Annotated in this window: 17 protein-coding genes; 12 read left to right on the forward strand and 5 right to left on the reverse strand. The window is 74.2% G+C overall.

The features are described from left to right. The first annotated feature begins 174 nt into the window (after positions 1 to 174). The gene (locus ABZ862_RS09420; RefSeq protein WP_360954917.1) at positions 175 to 1,443 is read left to right on the forward strand and encodes an MFS transporter; all 1,269 of its coding nucleotides are present in this window, start codon (positions 175 to 177) and stop codon (positions 1,441 to 1,443) included. Positions 1,444 to 1,454: 11 nt separating this feature from the next. On the opposite strand, the gene ABZ862_RS09425 is transcribed toward ABZ862_RS09420, so the two are convergent. Both ABZ862_RS09425 and ABZ862_RS09430 read right to left on the reverse strand, forming a co-directional pair. Beyond that, entirely contained in the window at positions 1,455 to 1,853 is a 399-nt protein-coding gene (locus ABZ862_RS09425) for a VOC family protein (protein WP_360954920.1), read from the reverse strand. A gap of 22 nt (positions 1,854 to 1,875) precedes the next feature. Further along, a complete protein-coding gene (locus ABZ862_RS09430) occupies positions 1,876 to 2,511 on the reverse strand; it encodes a TIGR03085 family metal-binding protein (RefSeq protein ID WP_360954923.1) in 636 nt (211 codons plus the stop codon). Between the two features lie 82 nt (positions 2,512 to 2,593). Between ABZ862_RS09430 and hisI the strand changes: the two genes are divergently transcribed. The 11 genes from hisI (at position 2,594) to lgt (ending at position 12,112) form a co-directional block, all read left to right on the forward strand. After that, positions 2,594 to 3,049, forward strand: a complete 456-nt coding sequence (gene hisI / locus ABZ862_RS09435) for a phosphoribosyl-AMP cyclohydrolase (protein WP_360954926.1) — start codon at positions 2,594 to 2,596, stop codon at positions 3,047 to 3,049. A gap of 11 nt (positions 3,050 to 3,060) precedes the next feature. Next, positions 3,061 to 4,542, forward strand: a complete 1,482-nt coding sequence (locus tag ABZ862_RS09440; RefSeq protein ID WP_360954929.1) for an anthranilate synthase component I — start codon at positions 3,061 to 3,063, stop codon at positions 4,540 to 4,542. Between the two features lie 97 nt (positions 4,543 to 4,639). Continuing rightward, entirely contained in the window at positions 4,640 to 5,299 is a 660-nt protein-coding gene (locus tag ABZ862_RS09445; protein ID WP_360954932.1) for a TIGR02234 family membrane protein, read from the forward strand. A gap of 205 nt (positions 5,300 to 5,504) precedes the next feature. Further along, positions 5,505 to 5,786 carry an HGxxPAAW family protein gene (locus ABZ862_RS09450; RefSeq protein WP_360954935.1) on the forward strand — a complete coding sequence of 94 codons (282 nt, stop codon included), beginning with the start codon at positions 5,505 to 5,507 and terminating at the stop codon, positions 5,784 to 5,786. 153 nt (positions 5,787 to 5,939) lie between these two features. After that, the gene (locus ABZ862_RS09455) at positions 5,940 to 6,374 is read left to right on the forward strand and encodes a DUF2752 domain-containing protein (RefSeq protein ID WP_360955503.1); all 435 of its coding nucleotides are present in this window, start codon (positions 5,940 to 5,942) and stop codon (positions 6,372 to 6,374) included. A gap of 197 nt (positions 6,375 to 6,571) precedes the next feature. Further along, positions 6,572 to 7,381 (forward strand): indole-3-glycerol phosphate synthase TrpC, encoded by an 810-nt coding sequence (gene trpC, locus ABZ862_RS09460; RefSeq protein ID WP_360954938.1) that lies wholly within the window; start codon positions 6,572 to 6,574, stop codon positions 7,379 to 7,381. A gap of 229 nt (positions 7,382 to 7,610) precedes the next feature. Beyond that, positions 7,611 to 7,817, forward strand: coding sequence for a tryptophan synthase subunit(beta) (locus tag ABZ862_RS09465; protein ID WP_360954941.1), 207 nt, complete (start codon positions 7,611 to 7,613; stop codon positions 7,815 to 7,817). Between the two features lie 47 nt (positions 7,818 to 7,864). Further along, the gene (trpB, locus tag ABZ862_RS09470; RefSeq protein ID WP_360954944.1) at positions 7,865 to 9,157 is read left to right on the forward strand and encodes a tryptophan synthase subunit beta; all 1,293 of its coding nucleotides are present in this window, start codon (positions 7,865 to 7,867) and stop codon (positions 9,155 to 9,157) included. Continuing rightward, positions 9,154 to 9,972 (forward strand): tryptophan synthase subunit alpha, encoded by an 819-nt coding sequence (trpA, locus tag ABZ862_RS09475; protein ID WP_360954947.1) that lies wholly within the window; start codon positions 9,154 to 9,156, stop codon positions 9,970 to 9,972. The genes trpB and trpA overlap by 4 nt, the downstream gene beginning before the upstream one ends. A gap of 98 nt (positions 9,973 to 10,070) precedes the next feature. After that, the gene (locus ABZ862_RS09480; protein ID WP_360954950.1) at positions 10,071 to 10,847 is read left to right on the forward strand and encodes a thioredoxin domain-containing protein; all 777 of its coding nucleotides are present in this window, start codon (positions 10,071 to 10,073) and stop codon (positions 10,845 to 10,847) included. A 101-nt stretch (positions 10,848 to 10,948) separates the two neighbouring features. Continuing rightward, positions 10,949 to 12,112 carry a prolipoprotein diacylglyceryl transferase gene (gene lgt / locus ABZ862_RS09485; protein WP_360954953.1) on the forward strand — a complete coding sequence of 388 codons (1,164 nt, stop codon included), beginning with the start codon at positions 10,949 to 10,951 and terminating at the stop codon, positions 12,110 to 12,112. 61 nt (positions 12,113 to 12,173) lie between these two features. Here lgt and ABZ862_RS09490 read toward each other — a convergent pair whose 3' ends face one another. From ABZ862_RS09490 to ABZ862_RS09500, 3 genes are read right to left on the reverse strand one after another with little or no spacing between them, the layout of a single operon-like run. Then, positions 12,174 to 13,013, reverse strand: coding sequence for a CoA ester lyase (locus ABZ862_RS09490; RefSeq protein WP_360954956.1), 840 nt, complete (start codon positions 13,011 to 13,013; stop codon positions 12,174 to 12,176). Continuing rightward, positions 13,010 to 14,275 (reverse strand): CoA transferase, encoded by a 1,266-nt coding sequence (locus ABZ862_RS09495; protein WP_360954959.1) that lies wholly within the window; start codon positions 14,273 to 14,275, stop codon positions 13,010 to 13,012. Before ABZ862_RS09495 ends, ABZ862_RS09490 begins: the two co-directional genes overlap by 4 nt. Beyond that, positions 14,272 to 15,639 (reverse strand): ADP-ribosylglycohydrolase family protein, encoded by a 1,368-nt coding sequence (locus ABZ862_RS09500; protein ID WP_360954962.1) that lies wholly within the window; start codon positions 15,637 to 15,639, stop codon positions 14,272 to 14,274. Before ABZ862_RS09500 ends, ABZ862_RS09495 begins: the two co-directional genes overlap by 4 nt. Positions 15,640 to 15,692: the final 53 nt, after the last annotated feature.

The following is a 15,692-nucleotide window of genomic DNA, read 5'->3' on the forward strand; positions in this document are numbered from 1 at the left end:
CGGTGCGGCCGGGGCCTTCCCGCGGCCCCGGGGCGGACACGTGCGGGCACAACCCCGTCGCAGGCACCAGGGGAAGGGGCAGGCCCGGCATGGTTGCGCGTGACACCGAGAGGTGCGACCGTGTTGCGCCGCACGTGTACGGATTCCCGTTCCGCGTCTGAGAGGGCCGTCCCCGTGTCGACCGAAACCGGTACGAGCACCGCGGCCCCGACGGCCGTCGACCGCCCCGCCCACCGCGACGGCAACGTGCTGCGCTGGCTCGCGGCCTACACCGCCTCCATGGTCGGGGACACCGTCTACTACGTCGCGCTCTCCTGGGCCGCCGTGCGGGCCGGTACGGCCACCGAGGCCGGTCTGGTGATGTCGGCCAGCGCGCTGCCCCGGGCCCTGCTGATGCTGGGCGGGGGAGTGGTCGCCGACCGGTTCGGGCCCCGGCGGGTCGTCATCGGCAGTGACGCCGTGCGCTGCGCCGCCGTGGGCGCGGTGGCCCTGCTGCTGTTCCTGACCGGTCCCGGGCTGTGGCCGCTCGCCGTGCTCGCGCTGGTCTTCGGCACCGTCGACGCCGTGTTCATGCCCGCCGTCGGGGCGCTTCCGGCGCGGATCACCGGCCAGGGGCAGCTCGCCCGGGTGCAGGGCATGCGCGGGCTCGCCATCCGGTTCGCGAGCATCACCGGCGCCCCGCTCGGCGGGCTCGCCGTGGCACTCGGCGGCGCCGCGGCCGCGTTCGCACTGGCCGGGCTGCTGATCGCGGTGTCGGTGCCGCTGCTGGTCACCGTGCGGATGCGGGAGCCGGCGCCCGACGACACGGTCACGCGGGAGGACCGGGGCCGCCGCACCGCGTGGCGGGACCTGCTCGACGGACTGCGGTACGTGCGGGGGCACCGGATCCTCGGGCCGCTCATGCTGACCATCGCCCTCGGCGACCTCGGGTTCGTCGGGCCGCTCAACGTGGGCCTCACCCTGCTCGCCGACGAACGCGGCTGGGGCGCGTCCGGGATGGGCTGGGTGCTCGCCGGGTTCGGCGCGGGAGCCGGGGCGGTGTCGCTGCTGCTGGCCGTCCGGGGGCGGCTGCCGCACGCCGGGCGGACGGCGGGCTGGTCCCTCCTGGCCGGCTGTGTCGCCGTCGGCGCCCTCGCCCGGGTGCCCTCCGTCATCGGCGCCGTCGGCATCGCCGCCCTGGTCGGCCTGCTCGCCGGACTCAGCGGCGCCCTGTGCGGCGCGCTGCTCCAGACCCACGCCGACCCGGCCTTCCTGGGCCGCGTCACCGCCGTGTCCGGCCTGGTCAGCCTCGGACTCGCCCCGCTCAGCATGCCGCTGACGGCCGCCTCGATCGGGATGTGGGGGACCGGGCCGGTGTTCGCGGTGAGTGCGGCGGTGTGCGGGCTCGGCGGGGTGGCCGCCCTGGGCTTCCCCGGGCTGCGGCGGGCCCAGCTGCCCGGCTGATCCCGGGGTGCTCAGCCCGTCGGCTGCACCAGCTGGACCCAGTTGCCCACCGTGTCGTCCAGCACGGCCGCGATCACCGGGCCCTGCTCCCGCGGTTCCTGGGCGAAGCGCACCCCGAGACCGGTCAGACGCGCGTACTCCGCCGCGATGTCGTCCACCGAGAAGACGATGCACGGCAGTCCCGCCCGGCGCAGCGCCGTACGGTACGGCTCCGCGATCGGCCCCTGCCCCGGTTCGAGCAGCAGCTGGAGGTCCGGCTGGGCCCCCTCGGCCGCGCCGACCGTGACCAGCCGGGTGCCGCCGCCCAGATCCATGTCCAGCCGGGTCTCGAAGCCCAGGACGTCCGTGTAGAAGGCGTGCGCCTTCGTGACGTCGTCGACGAACACGCTGGTCATCGCGACCTTGATCATGCGGTGCTCCCGGCTCCCGGTCTCAGATACCGAGCTGTTTCCCGGTGTGCAGCTTCTCGATCGCGTCCGCGTCGCCGTCCAGGTCCACCTTGGCCACGCCCTGCCGGCCGTAGGTGAACAGCAGCAGCTCCGACGGCTCGCCGGTGACCGTGACGACCGGCGTGCCGCGGCGGCCGACCGCCGTCTGGCCGTTCGGGCGGCGCAGCACCAGACCCGTCGGGGCACTGCGGCCCATCAACCGGGCCATGCGCTCCAGACGCGACCACAGCGCGTCCTGGAACACCGGGTCCAGCTCGCGCGGCGTCCACTCCGGGCGGGCCCGGCGCACGTCCTCGGTGTGGACGTAGAACTCGACGGTGTTCGACAGCTCCTCGACCTGCTTGACGTTGAACGGCGAGAAGCGCGGCGGCCCGGTACGGATGAGCTGGATCAGCTCCTCGTACGGCTTCGCGGCGAACTCCGTCATCACCCGGTCCAGACGGGAGGCCAGCGGCTTGATCAGGATGCCGCCCGCCGCGTCCGGCCGGCGCTCGCGCACCACCACGTGCGCCGCGAGGTCGCGGGTCTTCCACCCCTCGCAGAGGGTCGGGGCGTCCGGGCCCGCGGTTTCCAGGAGGTCGGCGAGAAGGAGCCGTTCACGCTGCGCGAAGGTCGACATACCGTCACCCTACGGCCGCGTGACGGGTCCGCACAGTGGACATGCCCCCAAAGCAGCCGCCCCGGCGCGGCACAATGACCCCATGACCAGCACGCCCCCGCCCGGCGGCCTCGCCCCCGGGATCGCCGCCCGCCTCAAGCGCAGCCCCGACGGGCTCGTCCCCGCCATCGCCCAGCAGTACGACACCGGTGAGGTGCTGATGCTCGGCTGGATGGACGACGAGGCACTGCACCGCACGCTCACCACGGGACGCTGCACCTACTGGTCGCGCAGCCGCCGCGAGTACTGGGTCAAGGGCGACACCTCCGGGCACGTCCAGCGGGTCAGGTCCGTCGCCCTGGACTGCGACGGCGACACGGTGCTCGTCAAGGTCGACCAGGTCGGCGCCGCCTGCCACACCGGGGACCGCACCTGCTTCGACGCGGACGTGCTGCTGAAGGACCCGGACCCGCGGCCCGCGGACCCGGTACGGCTGCCGGCGGACGCCGGGCGGCGGGGCGGGGCGGACGATGCGGGTCCCGCCGCCGACGATCAGTAAGGTCTGCCGCCATGGACCTCGAGACGTTCCGCAAGCTGGCCACCGACCGACGGGTCGTCCCCGTCACCCGCAAACTCCTCGCCGACGGCGACACCCCGGTCGCGCTCTACCGCAAGCTCGCCGCCGAACGCCCCGGCACCTTCCTGCTGGAGTCCGCCGAGAACGGCCGCTCCTGGTCCCGCTACTCCTTCGTCGGCGTCCGCTCCGCCGCCACCCTCACCGCACGCGACGGACAGGCCCACTGGCTCGGCACCCCGCCCGTCGGCGTCCCGGCCGACGGCGACCCGCTGGCCGCGCTGCGCGCCACCCTGGAGACCCTCCACACCCCCCGCCAGGAGGGTCTGCCGCCCTTCACCGGCGGCATGGTCGGCTACCTCGGCTACGACATCGTCCGCCGCCTGGAGAAGATCGGCCCCGGCGAGCGCGACGACCTGCGGCTGCCCGAACTGACCATGCTGCTCACCAGCGACCTCGCCGTCATGGACCACTGGGAGGGCTCGGTCCTGCTGATCGCCAACGCGATCAACCACAACGACCTCGACACCGGCGTCGACGAGGCATACGCCGACGCCGTCGCCCGGCTCGACGCCATGGAGGCGGACCTGTCCCGCCCGGTCGCCCAGCCGGCCGACCGGCTGCCGCCGTCCGAACTGCCCGAGTACACCGCGCTGTGGGGCGGCCCCGACTTCCGGGCGGCCGTCGAGGACATCAAGGAGCGCATCCGCGCGGGCGAGGCCTTCCAGGTCGTCCCCTCGCAGCGCTTCGAGACCCCCTGCTCCGCCAGTGCGCTCGACGTCTACCGGGTGCTGCGCGCCACCAACCCGTCCCCGTACATGTACCTGTTCCGCTTCGACGGGTTCGACGTCGTCGGATCGTCCCCCGAGGCCCTGGTGAAGGTCGAGGACGGCCGTGCCATGGTCCACCCCATCGCCGGCACCCGGCACCGCGGCGCCACCCCGCGGCAGGACCAGGCCCTCGCCGACGAGCTCCTCGCCGATCCCAAGGAACGCGCCGAGCACCTGATGCTCGTCGACCTCGGCCGCAACGACCTGGGGCGGGTCTGCGAACCCGGCTCCGTCGAGGTCGTCGACTTCATGTCCGTCGAGCGGTACTCGCACGTCATGCACATCGTCTCGACGGTCACCGGCCGCGTCGCCCCGGGCCGTACCGCGTTCGACGTCCTGACGGCCTGCTTCCCCGCGGGCACCCTGTCGGGCGCGCCCAAGCCCCGCGCGATGCAGATCATCGACGAGCTCGAACCCTCCCGCCGCGGTCTGTACGGCGGCTGCGTCGGCTACCTCGACTTCGCGGGCGACTCGGACACCGCCATCGCCATCCGCACCGCCCTGCTGCGCGACGGCACGGCGTACGTGCAGGCCGGGGCCGGGATCGTCGCCGACTCCGACCCGGTGGCCGAGGACACCGAGTGCCGCAACAAGGCCGCGGCGGTGCTGCGCGCCGTGCACACCGCGGGACGGCTGCGGTCGGTGTGACGGGTGGTGCGACGGACGGTGTGACGGGTGGTGCGACGGGCGGTGTGACGGGCGCCGCCCCGCCCCGGGTCACGGTTCGCCGGGGGTTCAGGCGATAGTGGGGTACGTGACTGCCGTACCCCACCCCCGTTCCGAGGCCGCGGCCTCCGCCGGTCCCGCCCGATCCGGCCGCCGCAGCCTCGCCGCCGCCCTGCTGCTGGGCGCGCTCGGCGCAGCCGTCGCCCTGCTCGCCAGCAGGCAGCGCTGGTCGCACGGCACCGCGACGGTGGCCGGCGGCACCTTCCCCCTCACCGCCAGGGGCAGTGACGTCACGGGCGTCCCCGCGGCCCTCGCCATAGTGGGCCTCGCCGCGCTCGTCGCCGTCTTCGCCGTCCGCCGCTCCGGACGCCTGCTGGTCTCCGCGCTCCTCGCGCTCTCCGGCGCGGGCACGGTCGCCGCTGCGCTGGCCGGCGCGCACGACCGCTCCGCGCTCGACGAGCAGGCCGCCAAGGCCACCGGCGACACCGCGGCCGCCGTGCACGCGCTCAGCCACACCGCCTGGCCCTACGCCGCGGCCGCCGGCGGCCTCCTGATCCTCCTCGCCGGCCTTCTCGCCCTGCGCTACGGCCGGCTGTGGCCCGCGATGTCCGGCCGCTACGAACGCGAGGACACCGCGCGCCCGCGCCGCGCCGCGCCGTCCGCCGACCCGGGCCGGCCGGAGGACCTGTGGAAGGCCCTGGACCGCGGCGAGGACCCCACCGGGGCGGACCCCGCGTAGTCCGCACGTGGTCCACGTACGGTCCACGTGCGGTCCAGGGCCCTCCGGACGGTCGGAGGTCCCGGTGTGGCGAATCAGACGCGGGCCGAAGGGTACCCCCACTCACGGCGACACGCCCGCGTACGGGACAATGGGCGGTGAGTGTCCGGCTCAGACACGCCGGCTCAGACACGTACGTCCCGTACACAGCATCGAGGAGCAAGTCATGGCGGGCAGCAGCCACGGACACGGACACACCCCGGCAGCGTGGACCGGTGTGATCATCGCCTTCATCGGGTTCTGCGTCACGAGCGTGTTCACCGTCATGGCGAACCCGGCGGGCTTCTGGGTCGGCATCGCCCTCACCCTCTCCGGTGCCGTCGTCGGCGGGATCATGCGCAACATGGGCCTCGGCCAGCCCAGGGAGAACCACCTGTCGCCGCGCCCGGCCGCCGTCACCGGCGGCGCCGTCACCGAGGCGCGCGAGCCGGTCGCCTCGGAGAGCTGAGCCCCCGGGGGCGGCTCCGGGCGGCGCACCACACCGCCCGGAGCCGCCCCTGACGTGTGTCCGTGCCTGTCCGGACGGGGCGGGCGGCCCGCGCGCGCGTACACGGTGCCGCACGGCACAATACGACGGGTGAACACCGACACCGGCGAGGCCCTGACCCCCGGCACCCTGCGCGGCCCGGGGAGCACGCGGAGCGCGGTCGGACGGCTGGCGGTGCCCGCCGGGCTGTTCGCGGCCGTCGCGGGCGCCTTCGCCTACGTCGGAACCGTCGATCCCAACCGGCCCGGCCACTACCCGCCGTGCCCGCTGTACCGCTGGACCGGCATCTACTGCCCCGGCTGCGGCGGACTGCGCTGCGCGCACGCGTTCGTCCACGGCGACCTCGCGACCGCCCTCCAGGACAACGCGGTGGCCGTGCTCGGCTTCTTCGCCGCGGCCGTGCTGTGGACCGTCTGGGTGGTCCGCGCGGTGCGCGGCAGGCCCCCGGGGATGGACCTGGGCCGGGGACAGCTGTGGCTCATGGGGACGCTGGTGGCACTGTTCACCGTGGTACGCAACCTGCCGTTCGGCGGTCGGCTGCACCCGTGACGCACTCCGTCTGATGCGTCCCTGACACCTCACCGGCCCCACCCGGCGTCAACCGGATGCGAGGCATCCCCCTCGCTCCGGATACCATCGCAGTGTCGCAGTGACCACCGATTTCGCCCGCCCTGTCTCGCGGGCCACGATGGGAAGCGCGACCGTCCGAACTCCACCCGTCACCCGTCTGGAAGGGGGCCGCTCGCGTGAGTGTGCTCGACGAGATCATCGACGGAGTCCGTGCCGACCTCGCGGAACGGCAGGCGCGCGTCAGCCTCGACGAGCTCAAGGAGCGCGTGGCGAAGGCTCCCAGCGCCAAGGACGGCATCGCCGCGCTGCGCGGCGAAGCGGTCAAGGTGATCTGCGAGGTCAAACGGTCCAGCCCCTCCAAGGGCGCGCTGGCCGCGATCGCCGACCCGGCGGCCCTGGCCGCGGACTACGAGGCGGGCGGCGCGGCCGTCATCTCCGTGCTCACCGAACAGCGCCGCTTCGGCGGCTCGCTGGCCGACCTGGAGGCGGTCCGCGCACGCGTGGACATCCCGGTGCTGCGCAAGGACTTCATCGTCACGTCGTACCAGCTCTGGGAGGCGCGGGCGTACGGCGCCGACCTCGCCCTGCTGATCGTGGCGGCCCTGGAGCAGCCCGCGCTGGAGTCGCTCATCGAGCGGGCGGTGTCCATCGGACTGACGCCGCTCGTCGAGGTGCACGACGAGGACGAGGTCGAGCGGGCGGTGGACGCCGGGGCGAAGGTCATCGGGGTCAACGCGCGGAACCTGAAGACGCTGACGGTGGACCGCTCGACGTTCGACCGGGTCGTGCCCGAGATCCCGCCGGGGATCGTCAAGGTCGCGGAGTCCGGGGTGCGGGGCCCGCACGACCTGATCGCCTACGCCAACGCGGGCGCCGACGCGGTCCTGGTCGGCGAGTCCCTGGTCACCGGCCGCGACCCCCGCGCCGCGGTCTCCGACCTGGTCGCGGCAGGCGCCCACCCGGCCCTCCGCCAGGACCGAGGCTGACCCCCCACCCACAACGCTCCGCACCCGGTATCGCCCCCTGGCCGGCCCGTCGCAGCCGACGTCGGCTGCAACTCCCCAGGGGCGCGGGGAACTGCGCGACCAGCCACAACGCACCCGCACGGAACGACGCACCCCCACGGAGCGCCCCGCACGGCACACCGCACCCCGGTGGAACGCACCCGCACGGGACACCGCCCCGCCGCCGCAGGCGCCCGGTAGAATCAGGCCGATGCTCATCACCATGACGGCCAGGGATCCCTATGCCCGTCTCGCCCGCGGATGCCGCCCGAGGGGCTGCCGCGCGCCGGCGAGGCGTGTGCACGGGCGCCGGGTCCGCTACGTCATCGGTGACGAGCCCGGCCAGGTGAACGGGATGCGATGGCCCGCGGCCGCGCGCCGCGCGACAGCGGCACCGCACGCGCGGCACACACCGTGACATCCGTCCCCACCGACACCGGGCCACGGCCCATGCGAGGTATCCGCATGTCCAGCGACTTCTTCATCCCCGACCCGGAGGGTCAGGTCCCCAGCGCCGAGGGCTACTTCGGCGCGTTCGGCGGCAAGTTCATCCCGGAGGCCCTCGTCGCCGCCGTGGACGAGGTGGCCGTCGAGTACGAGAAGGCCAAGCACGACCCCGAGTTCGCCCGTGAGCTCGACGACCTCCTCGTCAACTACACCGGCCGCCCGAGCGCACTCACGGAGGTGCCCCGCTTCGCGGAGCACGCCGGCGGTGCCCGGATGTTCCTCAAGCGCGAGGACCTCAACCACACCGGCTCCCACAAGATCAACAACGTGCTCGGCCAGGCCCTCCTGACCCGGCGGATGGGCAAGACCCGCGTCATCGCGGAGACCGGCGCCGGCCAGCACGGCGTGGCCACGGCGACGGCCTGTGCGCTGTTCGGCCTCGAGTGCACCATCTACATGGGCGAGATCGACACCCGCCGCCAGGCCCTGAACGTGGCCCGGATGCGCATGCTCGGCGCCGAGGTGGTGGCCGTGAAGTCCGGCAGCCGCACCCTGAAGGACGCCATCAACGAGGCGTTCCGCGACTGGGTCGCCAACGTCGACCGCACCCACTACCTGTTCGGCACCGTCGCTGGCCCGCACCCCTTCCCGGCCATGGTCCGCGACTTCCACCGCGTGATCGGTGTCGAGGCCAGGCGGCAGATCCTGGAGCGCGCCGGACGCCTCCCCGACGCCGCCGTCGCCTGCGTGGGCGGCGGCTCCAACGCCATCGGGCTGTTCCACGCCCTCATTCCTGACACCGGCGTGCGTCTCATCGGCTGCGAGCCGGCCGGCCACGGCATCGGGACCGGAGAGCACGCGGCCACCCTCACCGCCGGTGAGCCCGGCATCCTGCACGGCTCCCGGTCGTACGTCCTGCAGGACGAGGAGGGCCAGATCACCGAGCCGTACTCGATCTCGGCCGGTCTGGACTACCCCGGCATCGGCCCCGAGCACTCCTACCTCAAGGACACCGGCCGCGCCGAGTACCGCGCGGTCACCGACGACGACGCGATGCAGGCCCTGCGCCTGCTGTCGCGCACCGAGGGCATCATCCCGGCGATCGAGAGCGCCCACGCGCTGGCCGGTGCCCTGGAGGTCGGCAGGGAACTCGGTCCGGACGGCCTGATCGTGGTCAACCTGTCCGGCCGCGGCGACAAGGACATGGACACCGCCGCCCGCTACTTCGGTCTCTACGACAACGGCGTGGACGCCGAGGTCGCCGCCGACGCGGACAGCGACACCGCCGAGATCGAGGGGGACGCCAAGTGAGCGGGAACATGCGGCTGCTGACCGACACCCTGGCCGCCGCGAAGGCGGAGGGCCGCGCGGCGCTGATCGCCTACCTCCCGGCCGGGTTCCCGACCGTCGAGGGCGGCATCGAGGCGGTGAAGGCCGTCCTGGAGTCCGGCGCCGACGTCGTCGAGGTGGGCCTGCCGCACAGTGACCCCGTCCTCGACGGCCCGGTCATCCAGACCGCCGACGACATCGCCCTGCGCGGCGGCGTCAGGATCGCGGACGTGCTGCGGACGGTCCGGGAGGCGTACGTCGCCACCGGCAAGCCGGTGCTCGTCATGACGTACTGGAACCCCGTCGACCGCTACGGCGTCGAGCGGTTCACCGCCGAACTCGCGGAGGCGGGCGGCGCGGGCTGCATCCTGCCCGACCTGCCGGTCCAGGAGTCCGCGCTGTGGCGGGAGCACGCCGACAAGCACGGTCTGGCGACCGTGTTCGTCGTGGCGCCCAGCAGCAAGGACGAGCGGCTCACCGAGATCACCGCGGTGGGCAGCGGCTTCGTCTACGCCGCCTCGCTGATGGGCGTCACCGGCACCCGTGCGTCGGTCGGCGAGCAGGCGCAGGAACTGGTCGAGCGCACCCGGGCCACCGGTACCGGTCTCGCCGTCTGCGTCGGCCTCGGCGTCTCCGACGCGGCGCAGGCCGCCGAGGTCGCCCGGTTCGCCGACGGCGTCATCGTCGGGTCCGCGTTCGTCAAGCGGATGCTGGACGCGCCGGACCCCGCGGCCGGGTTCGAGGCGGTCCGGGCCCTCGCGGGCGAACTGGCGAAGGGCGTGCGCGGACAGGTGTAGCCGTGTGCCGGGCGGGTGACCAGGGACATCGGGTCACTCGAACGGGTGGAGCTGGGACCGGGGAGGCGCGTTGCGCCTCCCCGGGTCGTTTTCGGGGTGTGAGCGAGAAGAACCGAGACGGAAAACGGAATGCCAGGGACCGGCTGGCGCTCCAGCGTGAGAAGCAGCAGGCCGCCGAGCGGCGGCGGCGGACCCTGATCGTGAGTGCGACCGTGCTCTGCGTCCTGGCCCTGGCGGCGGTGATCGGCGTCATCGCCGCGAACTCCGGCAAGGACAGCGGCAAGTCCACGGCGGGCCCGGTGGTGGCGCCGTCGGGGGCCCAGGGTAAGGACAGCCTCGCCATCCCGGTCGGCAGGGACGGCGCCAAGTCCGTGCTCACCGTGTGGGAGGACTTCCGCTGCCCGGCGTGCCAGGCGTTCGAGACGGCCTACCGGCCGACACTCCATGAGCTGATCGACGCCGGGAAGCTGCGGGTCGACTACCACCTGGTCACGCTGATCGACGGCAACCTGGGCGGCAGCGGCTCCCGGCACGCGGCCAACGCGGCCGCCTGCGCCCAGGACGCCGGAAAGTTCCGCGACTACCACGACGTGCTCTACGAGAACCAGCCCAAGGAGACCGACGACGCGTACGCCTCCGACAGCACCCTGATCGCGCTGGCGGGCAAGGTCGGCGGTCTGGACACCCCCGCCTTCCGCGCCTGCGTCAACGACGGCACGCACAACGCCTGGGTGGCGAAGTCCCACCAGGCTTTCGGGACCGGCGGGTTCACCGGAACCCCGACGGTGCTGCTCGGCGGCAAGAACATCTACCAGGACCAGACGATGACCCCGGCCAAGCTGAAGCAGATGGTGGAGGAGGCCGCGAAGAAGTAGCGGGGGAAGCGTTTCCCGCACCCCTGGGGCGCCCCTGTTATGGACCCGTAGCCGGGCTTCGAACCGAGGGCCCCGCCCGGCACGGTAGCGTCGACCCTGCCATGGAACTTTCCTACATCCCCAGCCCGTCGCGCGGGGTCCTGCACCTCGGGCCGATCCCGCTGCGCGGCTACGCGTTCTGCATCATCATCGGTGTCTTCGTGGCCGTCTGGATCGGCAACAGACGCTGGATCGCCCGCGGCGGACAGACCGGCACGGTGGCCGACATCGCGGTCTGGGCGGTGCCCTTCGGCCTGGTCGGCGGCCGGCTCTACCACGTGATCACGGACTACGAGCTGTACTTCAGCAAGGGCCGTGACTGGGTGGACTCGTTCAAGGTCTGGGAGGGCGGTCTCGGCATCTGGGGAGCGATCGCCCTCGGCGCGGTCGGCGCGTGGATCGGCTGCCGCCGCCGTGGCATCCCGCTCCCCGCGTACGCCGACACGATCGCGCCCGGCATCGCCTTCGCCCAGGCCATCGGCCGCTGGGGCAACTGGTTCAACCAGGAACTGTACGGACGCGAGACGCATGTGCCGTGGGCGCTGCACATCACGTCGTCCGCGGACGGCCGGGTGCCCGGCTACTACCACCCGACGTTCCTGTACGAGTCGCTGTGGTGCGTCGGCGTCGGCTTCCTGGTGATCTGGGCCGACCGCCGCTTCCGGCTGGGGCACGGCCGGGCCTTCGCGCTGTACGTCGCCGCGTACTGCGTGGGCCGGGGCTGGATCGAGTACATGCGCGTCGACGACGCCCACCACATCCTGGGTCTGCGCCTGAACGACTGGACCGCGATGATCGTGTTCCTGCTCGCGGTGGCGTACCTCGTCGTCTCCGCGAAGAAGCGGCCGGGCCGGGAGACCGTGGTGGAACCGGCCGCGACGCGGGCCGCGGCGGCGGAGGGCGACGACGAGGACCCCGACGGCACGGAGCGGCCCGGCACGGCGGAGCGGTCCGGTGACGCCGAGCCTTTGGCCGGGGCCGCGAAGGACGACCCGGACCCGGCGGAGGCCGGACCCGGAACCGGACCCGGACCTTCGGGGACCGGCTCCGCGGAGACGGGATCGCCGGACGCCGGGGCCGGGAAGTCCGGTTCCCCGGAGCCCGGCGCCTCGGAGCCCGACGTCTCGGAGCCCGATGCCTCGGCACCCGACGTCTCGGAACACGAGGTCGAGAAGGCCGGCGCGGCGGAGAAGAACGGGGCCGGGTCGGCTTCCGACAAGTCCTGACGGCAGCGGCAGCGGCACGGTGAGGCGGGCGCCCGGACGGTTCCGGGCGCCCTTCCGTGTGTCAGGCCCGCCGGGCCAGGGCCAGGGTCCGCCGGGCCGCCGCCACCACCGCCGCGTCGATGAAGCGGCCGTCCGGCAGGGCCTGGGCGCCGGGTTCCGTCTCGGCCGCCCTGACGATCGTCTCGGCCTCCTCGATCTCCCGGCCGGTCGGCAGATAGGCCCGCTCGATGATGGGGAGCTGGCGCGGATGGATGGCGGCCCGGCCGAGGAAGCCGAGCGCCCGGCCGTGCGCGCAGGACGCGGCGAGGCCCTCCAGGTCCCGGGTGTCGGGGTGCACCGACTGGGACGGCGGGGCGAGTCCGGCCGCCCGCGCCGCGACGACCACCCGGGAACGGCACCAGTCGAGACCCTCGTCGCTCCGTACCCCCAGATCCGCCCGCAGGTCCGACTCGCCGAGCGAGATCCCGTGCAGCGCGGGGTGGGCGGAGGCGACGGCGAAGGCCCGCTCGATGCCCAGGGCGGTCTCCAGCAGGGCGTGGAGGGCGGGCGCGCCGCCCTCGGCGGGCGGCACGGTCTCCGCGACCCGGGTGATCTGCTGCGGCGAGGTCACCTTGGGCAGCCGCAGCCCGGCCAGGGCCGGACATCCCGCCACGGTCCGCAGATCGTCGGCCGCGTAGGGGCTGTCCAGGGCGTTCACCCGGACGTGTACCGGTACCGGCCGGTGCTCGCCCAGGAGTTCGGCTGTGGCGGCGCGGGCGTACGCCTTGCGTCCGGGGGCCACGGCGTCCTCGAGGTCGACGACCACCACGTCCGCCCCGGCGGCCAGTGCCTTGGCCACCACCTGGGGCCGGTCCCCGGGGGCGTAGAGCCAGGTCAGAGGGGTCACCGCCGTCCTGGTCATACGGCGCCCTCCGCCCGCAGGGCGGCGCGTTCGGCGGCGTCGAGGCCCAGTTCGGCGAGTACCTCCTCGGTGTCGGCGCCGTGCGGCCGTCCGGCCCAGCGGATCCCGCCCGGGGTCTCGGACAGCCGGAAGAGGACGTTCTGCATGCGCAGCGGGCCGAGTTCCGGGTCGTCGACCGTGGTGACGCTGCCGAGGGCCGCGTACTGCGGGTCGGCCATCACGTCCCGGACGTCCTGCACCGGCGCCACCGCGGCCTCCGCCTTCTCGAAGGCGTCCACCACCTCGGCGCGGGAGCGGTGGGCGATCCAGGCGCCGACCGCCGCGTCGAGCTCGTCGGCGTGCCGGGCCCGTTCCGCGCCGCTCGCGAACCAGGGCTCGTCGATCAGCTCCGGCCTGCCCACCAGCCGCATCACCCGCTCGGCGACGGACTGGGCCGACGCCGACACGGCCACCCAGGTGCCGTCGGCGGTCCGGTAGGTGTTGCGCGGGGCGTTGTTCTGGGAGCGGTTGCCGGTGCGCGGCTGGACATGGCCGAGCTGGTCGTACCAGAGGGGCTGCGGCCCGAGCACGGTGAGGATCGGCTCGATGATCGCCATGTCGACGACCTGGCCCCGGCCGGTGCGGTCGCGGGCGGTCAGGGCGGTCATCACCGCGTACGCCGTGGCGAGGCCGGCGATGGAGTCGGCGAGGCCGAAGGGCGGCAGCGTCGGCGGGGTGTCCGGCTCCCCGGTGATCGCGGCGAAGCCGCTCATCGCCTCGGCGAGGGTGCCGAAGCCGGGCCGGTGCGCGTACGGGCCGAACTGGCCGAAGGCGGTGACCCGGGCCAGCACGAGGCGCGGGTTGACGGCGGACAGCTCGTCCCAGCCCAGGTGCCAGCGTTCCAGGGTGCCGGGGCGGAAGTTCTCGACGATCACGTCGGCGGTCGCGGCCAGCCGCAGCAGGGTGCGGCGGCCCCCTGCCTTGGACAGGTCCAGGGTGAGGGTGCGCTTGTTGCGGCCCAGCAGTTTCCACCACAGGCCGACGCCGTCCTTCGACGGGCCGTGGCCCCGGGACGGGTCGGGTACGGACGGGTGCTCGACCTTGACGACCTCCGCGCCGAAGTCACCGAGCAGTGTCGCGGCCAGCGGCCCCGCGAACAGGGTGGCGAGGTCGAGGACGCGCAGCCCGGCCAGGGGCGGTGCGGCGGCCGGGACCGCGGGGCCGGCCGGTGCGGGCGAACCGGTCGGTGCGGGGGAGCCGGTCGGGGGCGGTGTGGCGGTCATGGGCGGCGTGCCTCCTGGTGGGTCAGCCGGGCGAGGGTGTCGAAGCCGATGCCGTCGAAACCGGCGACGGAGGTGGCGAGCCGGTTCTTGAGGGGAGCGGTCCACTGTTCGGGCAGCGCGGCGGGGGACCCGGCGAGCAGGGCGGCGACGCTCCCGGCGGTGGCACCGTTGGAGTCGGTGTCCCAGCCCCCGGACACGGCACGGCAGACGGCGCCGGCGAAGTCGCCGCCGGAGTGGGTGAGGGCGGCCGCGACGAGCGCGGTGTTGGGCACGGCGTGCACCCAGTGGCAGGCGGCCGAGTGCCGGGCGTGGAGCGCGTCGACGACGGTGTCGAAGTCCTCGTGGGCGCGCGCGAGCCGGACGGCCTCCCCGACCGCCAGCGCGAGGCGGGAACGCGGCGGGATCACCGAGAGCCCGGCGCGCAGACAGGAATGCACGTCGTGCGTCCCGGTGGCGGCGGTCGCGACGACCGCCGCCGTGAACATGGCGGCGTAGACGCCGTTCGCGGTGTGGCTGAGGACGGCGTCACGGTGGGCCTGTTCCGCGGCGCCCGCGGGGTCGCCGGGGTGGGTCCAGCCGTGCAGGTCGGCGCGGATCACGGCGCCGATCCACTCGCGGAACGGGTTGCGGTGCCGGGCGGTGCGCGGCGGCTCGATGCCGCACAGCAGATTGCGGTAGGCGACGCGCTCGGCGGTGAAGGCGCGGCCCGCGGGGAGTTCGTCCAGCCAGAGCCGGGCCACATCGGCGGTGGTGAACCCCTTTCCGTGCCGCTGGAGCAGCAGGAGGTTGAGGAGCGGGTAGTTGAGATCGTCGTCCTCGGGCATGCCGTCGATGTTCTCGGCGAGGGAGGTGGCGGCGGACCGGCGGTTCCACGGATGACGCAGGGCGAGATCGCCGGGCAGCCCCCGGGCCGTGAACCACGTCCGCAGCGGCCAGTTCCCGGTGGCGCGGGCGAGGGCCCGGATGCCGTCGAGGGGCAGCTTCTCCACGGGCTTGCCCAGCAGACAGCCCGCCGCCCTGCCGAGCCAGGCGGCCTCCAGCGCCCGGGGCGCGGGCACCGGCGGCGGGGTGCCGGGCCGGGCGGGCCAGTCCGGGCACAGCGCCCTGATCCGTGCCAGGGCGGTCGGCTCACGGTCCGCCAGCCCGCTGGGCAGATCGGCCAGTTCGTCCAGCAGGTCCTCGGCGAGCAGCCGCAGATACGGCGACACCGGCTGCGGCGAGGCCCCCGCCCGCAGGGGTGCCTCCGGACCGCCCGCGGCGGCCCAGCGCGCCGCGACGGCCGACGGCTCGCGGCCGTCCTGCGCGGCCTGCCGCAGCTCGTGCCCGAGCAGATCCTCGGGCTGCACCCAGGTCACTCGGAGCACGGGGCGCCTCCCGCCGGGGTGCCCGCGCGGTGCACGGCCGCGGTGGCCCGGAC

Source organism: Streptomyces sp. NPDC047000, assembly GCF_040644295.1.
In the GTDB taxonomy this organism is placed as follows: domain Bacteria; phylum Actinomycetota; class Actinomycetes; order Streptomycetales; family Streptomycetaceae; genus Streptomyces.

Excerpts from the sequence above, each read along its gene's own strand:
- ABZ862_RS09425 (WP_360954920.1), bottom strand. The coding sequence starts at position 1,853 with ATGATCAAGGTCGCGATGACCAGCGTGTTCGTCGACGACGTCACGAAG.
- ABZ862_RS09430 (WP_360954923.1), bottom strand. The coding sequence starts at position 2,511 with ATGTCGACCTTCGCGCAGCGTGAACGGCTCCTTCTCGCCGACCTCCTG.
- hisI (WP_360954926.1), top strand. The coding sequence starts at position 2,594 with ATGACCAGCACGCCCCCGCCCGGCGGCCTCGCCCCCGGGATCGCCGCC.
- ABZ862_RS09440 (WP_360954929.1), top strand. The coding sequence starts at position 3,061 with ATGGACCTCGAGACGTTCCGCAAGCTGGCCACCGACCGACGGGTCGTC.
- ABZ862_RS09450 (WP_360954935.1), top strand. The coding sequence starts at position 5,505 with ATGGCGGGCAGCAGCCACGGACACGGACACACCCCGGCAGCGTGGACC.
- ABZ862_RS09465 (WP_360954941.1), top strand. The coding sequence starts at position 7,611 with ATGCTCATCACCATGACGGCCAGGGATCCCTATGCCCGTCTCGCCCGC.
- trpB (WP_360954944.1), top strand. The coding sequence starts at position 7,865 with ATGTCCAGCGACTTCTTCATCCCCGACCCGGAGGGTCAGGTCCCCAGC.
- lgt (WP_360954953.1), top strand. The coding sequence starts at position 10,949 with ATGGAACTTTCCTACATCCCCAGCCCGTCGCGCGGGGTCCTGCACCTC.
- ABZ862_RS09490 (WP_360954956.1), bottom strand. The coding sequence starts at position 13,013 with ATGACCAGGACGGCGGTGACCCCTCTGACCTGGCTCTACGCCCCCGGG.
- ABZ862_RS09495 (WP_360954959.1), bottom strand. The coding sequence starts at position 14,275 with ATGACCGCCACACCGCCCCCGACCGGCTCCCCCGCACCGACCGGTTCG.